This is a genomic window from Marinobacter sp. P4B1 (assembly GCF_001447135.1).
GTDB classification, from domain to species: Bacteria; Pseudomonadota; Gammaproteobacteria; order Pseudomonadales; family Oleiphilaceae; genus Marinobacter; species Marinobacter vinifirmus.
Map to the genome: position 1 here is coordinate 57,805 of NZ_LLXM01000010.1, position 15,930 is coordinate 73,734.

Sequence of the window (15,930 nt, forward strand, 5' to 3'; positions counted from 1 at the left end):
AGTGAAGTATATTACTTTCTGTATTTTCAATATTTAATAAATAGTCGACTGTCGTTCTAAGAGACAGTCGACTACTGGTTATTCTCTAACACGCTGGATTTATTTAAGTATGATTGTGGTGTGTGTTTCTGACTGATATTTTTTGCTGCTTATTGACATTGGACCCGTTCATTGATTTTTGAGATTGCATTTCTTTCATGCAGGTCATCATTCTGGTTTTTGCGTCGGCTGTTTTGTTCGGGTAAGTGCGCGCTTCATTAATTCGATCGGCCAATCCTGAATTGGCAGTGGCCATTGTAGAAAATAAAGTGGCAGCTGCGGCAGCGATAATGATTTTTTTCATGATGCTCTCCTTAATTACCTTAAACCGTTCAAGAAATTCAGTTCAGTTTCAGTTATCTGTGATTTACTTGAGCGTGATCAGGACGTCGACTGCTCGAAGCCCGAGCCAGCCGACGCTTGCGTCTCCACGAGTTGACTTTGCCGCAGGAATTACCCTGCGGTATTTTTTTGCCTTTGTTTCAGAGCGTTGTGATAAGCCCGGCCTTCTTCCGTCATCATTTGCACGCGAGCCTCAAAGCCCCCTTCGGACATCGCATTACGTGTCATGTCTCTGTGCAAGCGCTGCATCTCTTCATTCTTAAGTATTTCTTCAATGGATGATTTGTCCATCATTTGGCTGTGCATGGCCCTCATGTCCTTATTGTCTGACATGTTGCCGGCGAGTACGGACGTTGAAACAGTAACTGCTGCTGCAAATATAAGTAAACTTTTCATTCTTACACCTCCTAGTTGGTTGGTGATTTAATTAAAGCATCGGTTTCTGAATTGATCCTGAAAGAAATAAGAAAATTTAAAATAAAGTAATTTTTTTCAGGAATAACAGTATCTTGATATAAATCAAATTGTGCATTTTCATTCTGCAATTCAGTTTGGTTTCAGATAAGCGCTATAAGATTGCGAGTCAGAAACATTTCAATGGAGATATAACGTTGTCCATTCTTCCTCACCTTATAAAGCCGGCCTTTCTCGGTGCTCTGGTTTTGACCAGTTTGCCCGCTTGGACGGCAACCAGACTTGAGTTAACCGGCGCGATTGATGCGGCCATCGAGAACGATCCGTGGCTGCGTCAGAGTGTGCAGATGCAAGATGCTCTGTTGGAAGAAGCTGTTGCCGATGGGGCACTCCCGGACCCCCGGATGACGCTTGGTGCCGCGAACTTGCCCACGGATACTTTCGATACCGGACAGGAGGCAATGACTCAGGCCACCATTGGATTTACCCAGCGAATTCCGCGAGGTGATAGCCGTCAGCTGGCCAGTGAAAAAAAGCAGGAAATGGCAGGCGTTCAGCCTTTTCGGCGCGAGAACCGCCGGGTGCAGGTCATGGAATCGGTAGCGCATCTCTGGCTTGAGGTCTGGCGAACCCAGCAAAGCATCGAACTGATTGAAGATAATCGTGCTCTGTTTCAGCAGTTAGAGGATGTCGCCGAGGCCGGGTATACCTCAGCAAGCATAGGTTCCAGGCAGCAGGATGTAATCCGTGCCTCGCTGGAACTGACGCGACTTGAGGACCGGCTGACGGTGCTGCATTTGCAACAGGCATCGAACCGCGAGGCGCTGGCAGAGTGGATAGGCCCGGACCAAGCCAAGCTGGCTGTCAGTAAAAATGTACCCAACGAGTTGCTGAGAGTGTTTCCTCTAGGCTGGGCTGAAACATCCGCAGACGCACTGATCCGTCATCCGTCAATCCGCGCGACTGATCAGTTGATTGATGCCCAGAGTGTTGACGTTGACCTGGCTCGCCAGGCCTACAAGCCGGAATGGTCAGTATCTGCACAATATGGATACAGGGAGCGGGCACCAAACGGTCAGGACAGGGCCGACCTGTTCTCTGTAGGCATTGGCTTTGATCTCCCGATCTTTACAGGCAACCGGCAGGATCGAAAACTGAATGCATCAGTGGCGCGACTGGAGGCGGCAAAAACAGAACGTATTTTGCAGATCCGGGGACTTCAGGCCAAAGCCCGTGCGGCCGTGGCCCGGATCGAACGACTGGATGACCGCATAGAGCTCTATGAACAGACCCTGCTGCCGCAAATGGAGGCGCAGGCAAGCGCAGCATTGACTGCTTACAACAACGATGACGGCGACTTCGCCGAAGCGGTACGAGCGCGAATTGCAGAGCTTAATACCCAGGTTGAATTGATACAGATGATGGCCGAGCGGGCCAAGAATCTGGCGAGTTTCCGTTATCTGACGTCCGACACTTCCGACATACCTTCCTTTTCACTGAATCGTTACCAGGACTGACCATCATGGCTAATTTTGCTCGCCCTTTGGGCTTTGTATTGCTCGGCGGCCTCGCCGGTGCAGGGGCCACGTACTGGCTTGACACTGACGCGACTTCGACGCCTGCAGCTGAAATGGCCGCTTCTGGCCCAAAGGAGCCGCTGTATTGGGTAGCCCCGATGGACCCCAATTTCAAAAGTGACAAACCCGGAAAATCCCCGATGGGGATGGATCTGATCCCGGTATACGAGGAGGGTGGGTCAGCTGAGGATCCAGCCGGCACGGTCCGAATTTCACCAACGGTCGTCAACAACCTTGGGGTTCGAACGGAGCCGGTGATTCAGGGGCGCCTGCCTAACAACATTACTACCGTAGGCTACGTGCAGTACAACGAAGACGAGATGGCCCACGTGCACCCTCGTGTTGAAGGCTGGATCGAAGCGCTTTATGTCAAAGCCGAGGGCGAGCCTGTTGAGCAAGGCAAGCCTTTGTACACGCTGTACTCGCCCACCCTTGTGAATGCGCAGGAAGAACTGCTTCTCGCGATGAACCGTGGCAATCAGAGACTGGTTGATGCTGCTACCGAGCGATTGTTGGCGCTGAACGTACCGGCTAGTCTGATCAGCCAACTGCGCCAGAAGCGCGAAGTCCAGAGAACCATGACGGTTTACGCTCCGGGTTCCGGGGTGATCGAGAATCTGAATGTTCGTGAGGGTATGTTCATCAAGCCCGGAAACCGGGTTCTATCGATTGCCGCGCTGGATGAGGTCTGGGTGATCGGCGAAGTGTTTGAAAGCCAGCTTTCCGCCGTAGAGGCTGGTAACCGGGTGCAGATGACGCTGGATTACATGCCCGGTCGCGAGTGGCGCGGAAACGTGGATTACGTCTACCCCGAAGTGAACCCGAAAACCCGGACGGCGCAAGTGCGGATGCGCTTTGATAACGATGATGGTGTCCTGATGCCAGGCATGTTCGCTCGCCTGGATGTTCAGGGCGAACGGGGACAGCGGCAGTTTCTGGTGCCACGGGAGTCGGTCATCCGCACCGGACAGAGCGACCGACTGGTTCTGGCGATGGAAGAGGGCGCCTTCAAGTCGGTTAACGTGACCGTTGGGCGCGTCGGCGACAAGTATGCGGAAATACTCAATGGCCTCTCGCCAGGCGACACGGTGGTCACATCCGCCCAGTTCCTGATCGATTCGGAATCCAGCAAAACCTCGGACTTCCAACGGATGTCATCGCCTCAGGATATGGATGAGCAGGGGATGGATCATGAAGGGATGGATCACAGCACCATGAGCCATGGCGGGGGCGAGTCATGATTGCCGCTATTATTCACTGGTCTATTCGTAACCGCTTCCTGGTGTTGCTGGCGACGTTGCTTATCACAGGGCTCGGCCTTTATTCGCTGAAACAAACGCCGGTGGATGCTCTGCCGGATCTGTCCGATGTGCAGGTCATTATCAAAACCAGTTTCCCGGGCCAGGCGCCGCAGGTGGTGGAAGACCAAGTCACCTACCCGATGACGACAGCCATGCTCTCGGTACCGGGCGCGAAAACGGTCAGGGGATACTCGTTCTTCGGTGACTCCTATGTTTACGTGATCTTCGATGAAGACACCGACATGTACTGGGCCCGCTCCCGGGTACTGGAATACCTGTCCCAGGTTGCGCCCAGCCTTCCAGACTCTGCAAGGCCTCAGCTCGGGCCAGACGCTACCGGAGTTGGCTGGGTTTACCTGTATGCGCTGGTAGACCGCACTGGGAACCAGGACCTAAGCCAGTTGCGCAGCCTGCAGGACTGGTTCCTGAAGTACGAACTGCAAACGGTGCCGGGTGTCTCTGAGGTGGCTGCGCTAGGCGGTATGGTGAAGCAGTACCAGGTCAAGGTCAGCCCGGAAAAACTCAGGGCGCTGGGAATTCCTCTGGCTCACATCCAGAACGCCATTAAGAGAGGCAACCAGGAAGTGGGCGCCTCCGTCATCGAGATGGCCGAGGCGGAATACATGGTGCGCACGTCTGGCTATATAAAGTCCCGTGAGGATCTTCTGTCGATTCCATTAGGACTCGATGACAACGGTACCCCCATATTGCTGAAAGATGTGGCCACCGCTGAAGTTGGCCCGCAGATGCGGCGTGGGGTTGCCGAACTGAATGGGGAAGGTGAAACCGTCGGCGGTGTTGTGGTGATGCGCTTTGGTGAGAACGCTCAGGCAACCATTAATGGCGTGAAGGCGAAACTGGAAGACCTGAAATCCAGTTTGCCTGAAGGCGTCGAGGTGGTGACGGTTTACGATCGCTCTGGTCTGATTGAGCGGGCGGTCAATAATCTCGGCTTCAAGCTGCTTGAAGAGTTTCTGGTGGTGGGCCTGGTGTGCATCGTCTTCCTGTTCCACGTGCGCTCGTCGCTGGTGGCGATTCTTAGCCTTCCCGTGGGTATTCTGGCGGCCTTTATCGTCATGCACTGGCAAGGCATCAATGCCAACATCATGTCACTCGGGGGGATTGCCATCGCTATCGGCGCCATGATTGATGGTGCTATTGTAATGATCGAGAACATGCACAAACACATGGAGCGAACCCCGTTAACGTCTGAGAACCGATGGGAAGTCGTTGCACGGTCAGCCTCTGAGGTCGGGCCCGCGCTGTTTTTCTCGCTCCTGATCATTACCGTCAGTTTTGTGCCGGTGTTTGCCCTGGAGGCGCAGGAAGGGCGGATGTTTTCTCCCCTGGCGTTCACCAAAACCTACGCCATGGCGGCGAGTGCGGCCCTGGCGGTGACGCTGGTGCCGGTGCTGATGGGCTATTTCATTCGCGGCAAGGTGCTGCCGGAGCACAAGAACCCCGTGAACCGCCTGCTGGTTGGCGTTTATATGCCGGTGCTGAAGCTGGTGTTACGCTTCCCGAAAACGACGGTTATTGTTGCGTTGCTGGCATTGGCTGTGGGCCTTTGGCCAGCCACCAAAATCGGCAGTGAATTCATCCCGCCACTGGATGAAGGCGACCTGATGTACATGCCCACCACCTACCCGGGCATCTCCATTGGTAAGGCTCGGGAACTGTTGCAGCAAACGGACAAGCTGATTGCCACCGTACCCGAAGTCGAAACCGTGTTCGGCAAAGTGGGGCGGGCGGATACCGCTACCGATCCGGCTCCATTGACGATGATCGAGACCTTCATCCAGCTCAAGCCGAGGGATCAATGGCGGGAAGGCATGACCACCGAAAAGCTGAAGCAGGAGCTCAATACTCTGATTCGGTTCCCGGGGGTAACCAATGCCTGGGTTATGCCGATCATCACGCGCATCGATATGCTGGCAACGGGTATTAAAACGCCGGTGGGCATCAAGATTGCCGGTCCGGACCTTACCGTCATCCAGAACATCGGTAAACGCCTTGAGGAAGTCATGGTCGACATCCCCGGTACAGCCTCCGTTTACTCTGAGCGAGTCGCTGGGGGCCGCTACATCAAGGTGGATATTGATCGTGAGCGTGCCGCTCGTTATGGGCTGAATATCGCTGATGTTCAGCAGGTAGTGGCCTCCGCTATTGGTGGAATCAACGTTTCCAGAACCATCGAGGGACTTGAGCGGTATCCCATTAATCTTCGTTATCCGGAAGACTACCGGGATTCGCCCGAGAAGCTGGAGCAACTGCCCATCGTGACCGCATCCGGCCAGCGCATTGCCCTGGCAGATGTGGCGGAGATCGGCGTGGAGGATGGCCCGCCGGCCATTAAGAGTGAGAATGCCCGCCTGAACGGCTGGACCTTTGTGGATATTGAGGGTGTCGACGTAGGCACCTATGTTGAACAGGCCATGGTTACCGTGAGTGAAGAGCTGGATCTACCTCCCGGTTATTCAATCAACTGGTCTGGGCAGTATGAGTACATGCTCCGTGCGAAGGAAAAACTGACCTATGTGGTGCCGTTAACGCTGGCCATCATCGTCATCCTGCTGTTTCTTAACTTCCGCCGTTTTGCCGAAGTGGGGATTATTATGGGCACGCTACCGTTTGCGATGATCGGTGCTATCTGGCTGATGTATCTGCTTGGTTATAATTTTTCGGTAGCCGTCGGTGTCGGTTTCATTGCGCTGGCCGGCGTTGCGGTAGAGATTGGGGTGATCATGCTGGTGTATTTGAATCAGGCTTATAACGCAATGCTGGAAACGTGTGATGACAAAGGGCTGACGCCAAGGCGAGAAACCCTCCGCCATGCCGTACTACACGGTGCCGGTATGCGGGTTCGGCCAATCATGATGACGGCGGCCGCCATTATCGGGGGGCTTGTGCCCATTATGATTGGCACCGGTACAGGGTCGGAGGTGATGGGCCGGATTGCGGCACCTATGGTGGGCGGTATGATTTCCGCTGTCATTCTGGCGCTGCTGGTGATTCCTGTGCTCTTTTATCTCTGGAAACAGCGAACTCTTGGTGAGTAACGCCGATAGCAAGGTGCCAAGATTCGGCCTGGCACCTTGCTATCACGTCTTTACCGGTTATCACGATCATTCGCAGAGTGCCTACCCGTCTACTGCGCATATTCCAAAATCTATTTGCCTGAACGTTCGCTTTGCGACCAACGGTCGCATTTCAGTCCAACTCTCGTTTAGGTCTTAAGCTAAATATATTAAATGAATTGCTGCTGACTAACGGAGAGGGCGAACAAAGAGCGTGTGGAGGCTTCGTCCTAGAGCGCCTTGAGTATCAAAAACTGAGGTGGTGACTGCGCCGACCCCTCCGGAATCGATTTGTGTCCGAGCATCCATCCCGACCCAAGGACCTTCAGGGAGTCGGTGCATATTCAGAGTGAGATCGACAGGCACGAAGCTCCAGCTGTTGATATCCAGTTCGGCGCTGATACCGTTGGCCGAGTCCAGCATCAATAGCAGCGCATCGAGGCTATGCGGGGTTGCATCTTTAACCAAGGGGATTCTTGGGCGGGCCCACACCGTGGCCGGCCCTTGCCTAGAAAAGCAGCCTTCGGTGAAGCGCCACTCAATAGCTTGGGCGTAGGGAAAGGGCCCCATGCCGCTGAAGTAGCGCTGGGGTTGCTCCTCTGGTAGATCGGGGGGAGTGAAGGGATCTGGCACTGGTTCTAGACAATTGGCTTGACGCTCAAGCAGCCATGCATGGGCCAAAAGGACAGTTCGATCATTACACCTCATTTCAGCCTGAAGAAGTTCAATTCGCTTGCCAGGCCGTAGGGTCCTGACGGTAATTTCGCAGGGTTCGACAGGAATAGGCCCTAGAATCTCAGCCGTTATTCGGGCTATCTCTAACTCGGGCGGTGCAGGATAGGAACGAAGAGCACGGGAGATCAGGGCGATGGGAGGGCCGCCGTGCTGGGTGAGTGATGACCATGGGCCGATTGTTGCCTCGGTGGGCAGGAAGCGCCCCTCATCTTGCTGATGATAGAAGGCGTCTGGTAGTGAGAAAGGGCTCATGGTTGCTCCTTCAGTGTTTTTATTTGCTGAGCTATTGAATTATTTCGTCAGTTTTTAAAAAAAACTATCCCCATTTCAAGTATGCATCGTTATAGGCAATATCGCCTGCCACATACAGCAGCAACAACGCCATACTCAAATTCAGGAAACGAAAATAGTGTGGCTGACTAATCCTTTTTCCCAGACGTGCACCGATCAGCAGGTATGCGCTTGGCGCACCGAACGCTAGAATCGATAACAGTAATGACCAGATCAAAATCGAGCTGCCAGCGATCTCCGCCGCTGGGAACTGCACGGTCACGATAGGCAAAATAGCAATGTAGGACTTAGGGTTGAGCAATTGCATAACTAGCCCGGTTCTGAAACTCAAATTGCTAGCTGGGGCTTTTGACTGTTCTGTGGAGTTCTCTAAAGAGGGGTTGATGCTGGCTTGAGCGATCGTGTACGCCAAGTAGGCAATATAGAGACTGCCGGCACAGCTGATAAATAGTTGGTAGTTTGGGTTCACCAACCAAGATCCGGTATATCCGAAGACAAGGAATAGCAGCAGCATGGCGAACCCAACACCCATACTGAAGCGTAAGGTAGGACCGACCTGAGAATTGAGACCGGCATTCAGGCTTAAAAGATTTGACGGGCCGGGTGTGTACATAATGCCAAACGCGTACGCTAGCATTTCAATCATAGTGAATACCCTGGAATTAGAAAAAGAAATTGGGGATTAACGACGTTGCCCAATCGTTGCTGTTTTAGTAACGAGGTTTAGATCAACCGCTGAGAAAGTGTTGCTGATATTCTCTTGGCGTGGTGCCGTAGATCGGTTTGAACCGGCGGTTAAAGTGACTGAGGTCGCTGAATCCGTAGTTAAATACAACGTCATCAAGCGAGACGCCTGACTCCAGATCTTCACGAGCACGGTTGATTCGGCAATTGAGAACATATTGGTGTGGCGTCATGCCAAATTGCTGCCGGAACATGCGCAGGAAATGGTATTTTGAGAGGCTTGCGTGTTGGCTTATTTCATCCAGAGATAAATCTGTCTGGATATTCGCATGGATAAAATCTCGGGCTCGAAGCAGCAGGCTGTCGGTCTTTCGGCCGCTGTTATCGAGGGCGAGGCTTTCATGACGCTCCGCGACACGTGCTGCCAACTGATAAAGCTCGCACTCTTGCTGAAGCTCACTTTCGGCGTGAGTTTCAATCAACAAGGCAATATTGAGAATATGCTGACGTAACAACGGATCATCCAACAGGGTATCCTTGATTCGGAAATCACTGCTTTGCTTTACACCTGCACTGCGAAGCATTGGTTCCAACTGGTCAGGATGTATATAGAGCATGCGGTACAGCAGTGCATCATCCACACCTGAATGACCATCATGTACCTCACCTGGGTTGAAGATGATGATATTTCCTGGGTAGCTGCGATGAAACGAACCACTGGCAAAGAAATCCTGACGGCCAGCCAGTGTTACGCCAAACGAATACTCCTCATGAGCATGTTTCCCATAAGAAAAGTCCCTCATCTCGGCTTGCAATGCAGTTACCTGATCAAGGTGTTGGCTTTTAGCATATTGGAATAGATTGTCTTGCTTCATAACAACTCACCGTTCTACGCATCAGGAAGCGTCTACAGGTTACGATGTAGTATAGGGCTGAGCACAGATGCATTTCTTGGACAAAATTGCGCATTGGACTGAATAACTGTATTGGGTAGCGGCTGGATCGGGTTCAACCCCGTTACTGCGGACATTCCTAAAAAAGCTGTGGACTTACCCCCACCGAGCGTGAAACCGCTATGCCCCAAACGGAGGACTGTGAAAAGTCTTTGATCGCCCGTTCTGAACGTTCGCTTTGCGACCATACCGGCCACTCCGGTGTCTCAAGTTTCGCCCAAGTTGTGGCGACATGACGAATCGATGTTGAAGCTCGGTCGGGGCTGGTGCGCAGGAAACGGCGTATTTCTAGTTCGTCGTTGATAATCAGAATACAGGGCTTTTCCCAGTTATGATCCTGTGCGGGTGTGTGTAAGCTATTCCTACAGCGATGACAACCCCCGGGGCTCTCGGCTTCAGAGTATCCATAACATGGAGATCATTGAAGTCGGATATGCCTTCGCCGCTCTGAGAGGGGAACTGCTGGATGCCTGCTCGTTTATGGTGTGTCTTTGTGTGGGAGATCATGCGGAGAAACAAAAAAAGCCAGTTCTCACGATCGCCGTAAGCAACTGACTTTCTTGGCAAGATTGGTAGGACCACGCGGATTCGAACCGCGGACCTCTACCATGTCAAGGTAGCGCTCTAACCAACTGAGCTATGGTCCTGTCTCGCAACGGAGACGAAATATACGGATTTCGCGGGGGTTGGTCAACCTCTTTGAGGCTGATTTTTGGCTTTCAGCAGGCCTTTAATAGCGCGGCTCAGGGCACCCCAGCGGTTCACCAGCAGTGCTGCGAAGATCAGGCCGCAACCGGCCATTTGCAGGGCGGTCATGCTTTCGCCAAACCAGGCGGTGGCGAACAGTGCTACCCACACCGGTTCCAGTACCAGTATCACCACTCCGTGGCTGTGTATCGAAAGGCTCTGGGCATAGGTTTGCAGCAGAAAGCGCCCCGCAGTGGCGACGACTGCGCTGGCCAGTACCCATACATAAAGCATGGGGGGCGGGTTGGTCAGGGTGGGTGCCCAGGGCTCACTGATGGCGGATTCAGCCAGGGTAACCAATCCCACGGTCAGCAACGCCATGGCCGTTAGCGGTAATGCCGGTACCTTTTGTTTCTGGATGGTTTCGCCGCGCTTGTTGACCACGGTGCGCTGGTTGGCGGCCCGGGTATTCAGGGTGAAATACAGCGCGAAGATGAACGCTGCGGCCACGAAATAGAGTTGCCCGGGGTCTGGCCGGAAGCCGTTTTCCAGAGAAAGCAATGCCAGGCCGGAGACGGCGATGGGGATGGCCAGCCAGGTGCTGATGGGTTGTGGTTCGCCGAATACCAGTCGCGCCAGTACCGGCACAATCACCACACCCAGGCTGGTCAGAAAGGCACCTTCGCCCATGCTCTCGGCGTGGAACAGGCCCATAATCCAGCAAGTCATCGCGATGCCGAACACGGCGCCCACGCCAACGGCGCGGCCAAGCTGGTCTGCACTCAGGCGCAGGAGTGACGGCAGGGCGATCAGGGCCAGCACACTGCCTGCGATCAGAAACCGGGCTGCCATGAACATTAACGGTGGCATCATCAGCACCGCTTCTTTGGAGAACATCCAGCCGAATGCTGCGAACAGGGTAACGACAACAAGCAGCAGATCGGATTTGTGGGCGTCAGACATGATCGAACCAGGCCAGCTGTATGGGAAAGGTTGATCAATCTATCGTTAGGGTACTAAAAAATAAAGCAGCGAAAACCGAGGGGTAGCGGCTCGTCCTTGAGCCATCAGTGCAGTCCGTTAGTTGTTCAGCGTGGTGTAAAGCAGGTTGGACATGCTGGTCTGGTCGGAACCGGGAACTTCTACATACTGGTCACCGGAGCCCCAGAGCTGCCACCAGGCGCGTTTGTTGTAAGTGCGGCTGGCGAAGTCTACCTGCAGGCCATTGAGCACCGTGTTGTTAACCACCGGAACGGCCATGTTACCCGTTTGGTTGGTGATTACGTCTCCGTGGTTGGCGCCTTCACTCATCAGCACCGGGTAGTGGTTGTAATACAGCCCCGATGGGCCGTTCTGGCTCGAAACCTTGCCGGCCATGCTCAGGTTGCCGGAACAGGAGTCTATGCCGTTGGCACTGGTGGCGCCACAGGCCGAGTGGGTAGGCACCACGCCGTCGTCTGTGCCTTCAATGTACGGCTTGGTGATACCGCCATAGGAGGAACCACCACCCACAAACCGCAGGCGCGGAATGGAGTTCGGGTTAACGGCCAGGTTGCGGGCAGTGTTGGTTTGCAGGTCGTTTACCACGCCCAGGTTTCCGGGTTCCGGATCGATGCCTGTAAAGGCTTTCACGGCCTGCTTCACCGGCCAGTTATACCAGCTGTCGTTGTAGGCCACGCTCACGGCAAGGTCTGCCAGTTCGGTGCCACCGCCAGCGCCGGCCAGGTCAAGCACGGCCAGTATTTTCAGGGGCTGAAGGCCGTCGGCCTGTAACCAGCGGGACTGGTTTTCCAGCAGGTGTCGGGTAACCAGGTCACCGGTTGAGTGGGTCACCATGATGCAGTAATTGTTGCACAGGCCTTGTTGGCTGATTTGCCGAACCTGCTGGTAGGCCGTCTGGGCAATCTGTCCTTCTACCCGGGCATTGCTGGGCCAGTCGATGCGGGCCTCAGACCGGTTCAGCCAGTAATCCCGCCAGTTATCGGCACCGGCTTGCTGCACATCGCTGAAGCTGGCAGGCGGGTTGGACAGGTCATCCATCATGAACCCGTGCACCAGAATCACGTTATGGCCCGCCAGTTGTGCCTGCGCGGCTCCTGCGAACAGGGTGCCGGCGAGGGCGACTGCGAGGGTGTGTTTTGAAGGTTTCAGGCTTCGTTCTTTTATTGTCATTATCAGCTCCGTTTTTCGAAGTTATTGTTGTACATCAGAACTTGTCCGCCAGTTGCTGAAGCAGCTGGGCACGTTGCTCTGATTCAGGATTCACCGCCGGCTCGTCACGGAGTTTTTCAAGGTCCGGGGGTGAAAATTCGTAGCCCTCATCGGGGCCATAGGCATAGTGGGTCGGGTCGCCGGGCCGGGCGGGCAGCTGGCGTATCTGCAGGTTGCGCAGTTGCAGGCTGCCCTGAAGGTCTTTGCCCGCCAGTACGCTGCCATGAGCCCGCAATTCGATAGTGCCCGATCCGCTGCTCAGTGCGGTCTCCTGCTGTAGCTGAGCCAGGGGGGTATTGCCGCTGTAAAGTTGGGCAGACAGCGAATAGTGGCCGCTGTTTTTGGGGTCGAACTTCACGGGGATAATCAGGTCATTTCCAGTGACATAAGGGCTGTCGAGCCCCTCGAAGTTGCCAAGGTCCGGCTCGATGTTGAGGGTGGAAACATGGCGCACGGCAGAGCCGTCTACCCGGGCTTCCACGATCAGTCGGTATTCGCCCGGGTCGTGATCAGAGCTCACCGTGCCTTCGTAATAGCCGGGCTCTACTGATTCCAGTACGGCCGAATCTTCCCTGTCCCTGTCTGGCATGCTTTCCAGCGTTGCGCTCATGGTGTCGCCGAAAACCTGCCGGCCGGTAAGGGAGGCAGCCACCAGTATGGGGTCGCCTCGGGTAAAGCGGAATTTATCCAGGGTAACGACAAACTCTCCGTCGCCCTCCAGCGGCAAGACCACGGGATGGTAGCGGTTACCCTGGTAGGCCTCGGCCTGCGCGGGAGTAAGGGGAATCGAGTATTCCGGGTAACGGATTGTCTGGCGGTAGTCGTCTGCTACGCTGGCAAGCATGAAGCCCAGCGCGTTGTCTGAAGGTGGCTCTGGTTGCTGCTGGTTCGGTTGGCTGGCTGCCACCGGATCAGCCTGGCGGTGGACAGGGGAGGGTTCTCCGGCCAGTTTTGTGGTGTGGCCAGAAAACCTGCCCGTGTTGTCTGTTGCAAGCAGCCAGCTGGTTGCGGCCACCCCGGAAATCACCGCAACCGTGACAAGCAATGCCTTGTTTGGCATATCAGATCCTGTTCTTGTTGTTGGTCTGGTTAACTTTTAACCATAGGATCGGATTGTTCGAAACGGCAAAAAATTAGCTCAGAACTGCGGCGATTTACGCTTATTTTGCGATCTTGTTCGCAAAATAATCAAAACCAGCCGCTGTCTTTGATGGCTTCAAAACCGAACCGCAGGGTTACTTCATCACCCACCATGCCGTTGTCGACACCGTAGGTCATACCCCAGTCGCTGCGCTTGATGACGGTTTCTGCGCTGATGCCCAGCGTGTACTCCTCATGGCCGAAGGGGTACTCCGCCGCTTTGTTCAGGGTAACGTCCACGTCCACGGGGCGGGTCTGGCCCAGGAGGGTCAGATCGCCGGTTACGGTGCCGGTGTCGTCTCCGGTTTTTTCAAAGCCGGTGACCACAAAGGTGATGTCGGGATGAGCTCTGGCGTTCAGGAAGTCCTTGTTACGCACGTGGTCATCACGTTTTTCGTGGTTGGTGAACACGCTGGCAGCTTTGAACATCAGTTTGCCTGAGCTGAGCTCTCCGGTTTCCTCGTCGTATTCAAACTCTCCTTCAACGTCCCGGAACATGCCCATAACCGGGGCATAGCCCACGTGCATGATTTCGAAACTCATGGAGAAATGCTCTTCATCCACCACAAATTTAGCGGGCTCCGCTTGCAGGGCCAGCGGCAGGAGCAGAAGGGCAGAGGCGGTGATTGCTTTAAGGTTTGGCAGAGTCATGATTGTGTCTCCGTTGATAGAGCCAGCGCACGTCCACAAAAAACGACCAGGCAAGCAGTACAAGCGCAAGCCCGAGGGTGAGGCTGGCAAAAACCGGTGGAATGATGGGAATAACGGCGACCATCAGGGTAACCACCTGCCAGACACAAACCGTTTTGCGGCGAAAACTGTCTGGCAGGTTGGCGTTGAGCCAGCCAAAGCCAAGGCTGGCGGCAATAAAGGCGTAACGCATGAGGCCGAGGGCCAACACCCAGGTGCCGGCCTTATCAAGCGCCAGTACGGCAAGGCAAAGCCCAAGGATGAACAGCGCGTCGAGTTCCATATCAAAACGGGCGCCGAATTCGCTGTGGCTGCCGGTGGCGCGGGCGACCTTGCCATCCACGCCATCAAGAATCAGCGCCCCCAGGCTGAGCAGTGCGAAGGTCCACAACGCCGGCGCCGCCTGCCCGCCGAGATAGGGCGCCCAGGCGATCAGTACCAGTACAATAACTGAGCGGGCGAGGGTAGCCCGGTTGGCCCAGCCAAAAGGCTTTCGCCCCGGCCAGTAACGAAGGATCAGTGCGCCCTGGACTGCATAGAGCACCGCACTGAGCGCAAGAAAGCCGGCGGGCAGGCTGATTGCCAGTTGCAGGGTTAACGCCAACACAAAAAGCGTGAAGCCCCCAGCAACGAGGTCTCTCGCTGTGGTAGATGTGGGCGTGGTTGTGGTGCTGATGGAATCCATACGCCGTTGCGTCCGTATAGCCTGTAAGTGGCGTGAGCAAGGCCCCGTTTTCTAACTATAGTTTGGGGATGTTGTTTTTGCGTACGCAGCCAACCAGAAAATGGACTCTCCATGCAATTAAATAAGAACGAAGCCTTCTGGATAACCGGGTTTCAGTCATCCGAACTTCGGCCGGCCCCGGAGCCGGAACGGTCTCAGACAGGAACCAGGCGGGTAGTGGTCCAGGCCCTTTATTCGGCGATCAGCCGGGGGACTGAATCTCTGGTGTACAACCAGCGGGTGCCGGTTACCGAGCATCAGCGTATGCGGGCGCCGTTTCAGGAGGGTGGTTTCCCCGGGCCGGTTAAGTATGGCTACGCCAGTGTTGGCGAGGTGCTTGATGGGCCAGCCGACTTGCAAGGCCAACCGGTGTTCTGCCTTTACCCGCACCAGCGGCGTTACTCCGTGCCGGCCGAGGCCGTTATTCCGGTGCCTGCCGCAGTGCCGCCGGCCAGGGCGATACTGGCTGCCAATATGGAAACAGCAGTCAACGGTGTCTGGGATGCCCAGCCGGCGGTCGGGGATCGCGTTGCGGTGGTTGGCCTGGGTGTGGTTGGGCTACTGGCGGCATGGCTGGTTAGCCGGATTCCCGGTGTGGAACTGCTGGCCATCGACCCGAACGGGCAACGGCAGGCAGTGGCCGAACGGCTGGGCTTTGCTTTCTCCACTGAACCGGATTTTGCCGATTGTGACCTTGTGATTCACGCGTCCGGCCAACCTGCGGGGTTGGCGACGGCATTGGCCCTGGCGGGGGCAGAAGCACGGGTAATTGAACTCAGCTGGTATGGAGACCAGCCCGTTCAGGTACCCTTGGGGCAGGCCTTCCATCCCGGGCGCCTGACGCTGAAATCCAGCCAGGTTGGCCAGCTGCCCGTGGAACGGCGCCCGCGCTGGGATCATCGCAGGCGGCTGGCGCTGGCCCTGCAGTTGTTGGCTGCCCCGGAGCTGGATGTTCTGATCAGCGGTGAGTCGCGTTTTGAAGTACTTCCACAGGTAGCGGCCGACATACTCAGGCCCGGTGCTGATGCACTTTGCCATCGTATTGTTTACTAAAAGGAAAATCCG

At 55.1% G+C, this 15,930-nt stretch carries 15 protein-coding genes and 1 tRNA gene; 5 read left to right on the forward strand and 11 right to left on the reverse strand.

Translation table 11 applies throughout. The features are described 5' to 3' along the window. Nucleotides 1-103 precede the first annotated feature (103 nt). Together AQ621_RS17635 and AQ621_RS06430 are read right to left on the reverse strand one after the other, a co-directional pair. The gene (locus AQ621_RS17635; protein WP_022990664.1) at nt 104-343 is read right to left on the reverse strand and encodes a hypothetical protein; all 240 of its coding nucleotides are present in this window, start codon (nt 341-343) and stop codon (nt 104-106) included. A gap of 149 nt (nt 344-492) precedes the next feature. After that, nucleotides 493-777: a hypothetical protein gene (locus tag AQ621_RS06430; RefSeq protein ID WP_058340746.1), complete on the reverse strand. Its 285-nt coding sequence runs from the start codon at nt 775-777 to the stop codon at nt 493-495. 215 nt (nt 778-992) lie between these two features. Between AQ621_RS06430 and AQ621_RS06435 the strand changes: the two genes are divergently transcribed. Genes AQ621_RS06435 through AQ621_RS06445 form a run of 3 tightly spaced genes read left to right on the forward strand, consistent with a single transcriptional unit; the run spans nt 993 to nt 6,732 of the window. After that, nucleotides 993-2,312, forward strand: coding sequence for a TolC family protein (locus tag AQ621_RS06435; RefSeq protein ID WP_058340982.1), 1,320 nt, complete (start codon nt 993-995; stop codon nt 2,310-2,312). A 5-nt stretch (nt 2,313-2,317) separates the two neighbouring features. Beyond that, nucleotides 2,318-3,613, forward strand: coding sequence for an efflux RND transporter periplasmic adaptor subunit (locus AQ621_RS06440; protein ID WP_058340747.1), 1,296 nt, complete (start codon nt 2,318-2,320; stop codon nt 3,611-3,613). Then, complete coding sequence (locus AQ621_RS06445) at nt 3,610-6,732, forward strand: efflux RND transporter permease subunit (RefSeq protein ID WP_058340748.1); 3,123 nt, start codon at nt 3,610-3,612, stop codon at nt 6,730-6,732. Before AQ621_RS06440 ends, AQ621_RS06445 begins: the two co-directional genes overlap by 4 nt. Before the next feature lie 207 nt (nt 6,733-6,939). On the opposite strand, the gene AQ621_RS06450 is transcribed toward AQ621_RS06445, so the two are convergent. The 3 genes from AQ621_RS06450 to AQ621_RS06460 all read right to left on the reverse strand — a co-directional run bounded on the left by AQ621_RS06450 (nt 6,940) and on the right by AQ621_RS06460 (nt 9,335). Continuing rightward, nucleotides 6,940-7,737, reverse strand: coding sequence for a thioesterase family protein (locus tag AQ621_RS06450; protein ID WP_058340749.1), 798 nt, complete (start codon nt 7,735-7,737; stop codon nt 6,940-6,942). Nucleotides 7,738-7,801: 64 nt separating this feature from the next. After that, entirely contained in the window at nt 7,802-8,422 is a 621-nt protein-coding gene (locus AQ621_RS06455) for a LysE family translocator (protein WP_058340750.1), read from the reverse strand. A gap of 82 nt (nt 8,423-8,504) precedes the next feature. After that, nucleotides 8,505-9,335 carry an AraC family transcriptional regulator gene (locus AQ621_RS06460; RefSeq protein ID WP_058340751.1) on the reverse strand — a complete coding sequence of 277 codons (831 nt, stop codon included), beginning with the start codon at nt 9,333-9,335 and terminating at the stop codon, nt 8,505-8,507. Nucleotides 9,336-9,824: 489 nt separating this feature from the next. Between AQ621_RS06460 and AQ621_RS17640 the strand changes: the two genes are divergently transcribed. After that, on the forward strand, nt 9,825-9,968 hold the full coding sequence (locus AQ621_RS17640) for a hypothetical protein (RefSeq protein ID WP_158499524.1): 144 nt from the start codon (nt 9,825-9,827) through the stop codon (nt 9,966-9,968). Nucleotides 9,969-9,983: 15 nt separating this feature from the next. On the opposite strand, the gene AQ621_RS06465 is transcribed toward AQ621_RS17640, so the two are convergent. The 6 genes from AQ621_RS06465 to AQ621_RS06490 form a co-directional block, all read right to left on the reverse strand. Beyond that, nucleotides 9,984-10,060, reverse strand: a tRNA-Val gene (locus AQ621_RS06465). A gap of 43 nt (nt 10,061-10,103) precedes the next feature. After that, nucleotides 10,104-11,063, reverse strand: a complete 960-nt coding sequence (locus AQ621_RS06470; RefSeq protein WP_022989067.1) for a DMT family transporter — start codon at nt 11,061-11,063, stop codon at nt 10,104-10,106. A gap of 117 nt (nt 11,064-11,180) precedes the next feature. Continuing rightward, nucleotides 11,181-12,272 (reverse strand): hypothetical protein, encoded by a 1,092-nt coding sequence (locus tag AQ621_RS06475; RefSeq protein WP_058340752.1) that lies wholly within the window; start codon nt 12,270-12,272, stop codon nt 11,181-11,183. A gap of 34 nt (nt 12,273-12,306) precedes the next feature. Beyond that, nucleotides 12,307-13,371, reverse strand: a complete 1,065-nt coding sequence (locus AQ621_RS06480) for a hypothetical protein (RefSeq protein ID WP_058340753.1) — start codon at nt 13,369-13,371, stop codon at nt 12,307-12,309. 128 nt (nt 13,372-13,499) lie between these two features. Then, a complete protein-coding gene (locus AQ621_RS06485; RefSeq protein WP_058340754.1) occupies nt 13,500-14,102 on the reverse strand; it encodes a YceI family protein in 603 nt (200 codons plus the stop codon). Next, a complete protein-coding gene (locus tag AQ621_RS06490; protein ID WP_058340755.1) occupies nt 14,083-14,826 on the reverse strand; it encodes a CDP-alcohol phosphatidyltransferase family protein in 744 nt (247 codons plus the stop codon). The genes AQ621_RS06485 and AQ621_RS06490 overlap by 20 nt, the downstream gene beginning before the upstream one ends. Nucleotides 14,827-14,937: 111 nt before the next feature. On the opposite strand from AQ621_RS06490, the gene AQ621_RS06495 reads away from it, so the two are divergent. Continuing rightward, nucleotides 14,938-15,918: a zinc-dependent alcohol dehydrogenase gene (locus AQ621_RS06495; RefSeq protein WP_058340756.1), complete on the forward strand. Its 981-nt coding sequence runs from the start codon at nt 14,938-14,940 to the stop codon at nt 15,916-15,918. Nucleotides 15,919-15,930: the final 12 nt, after the last annotated feature.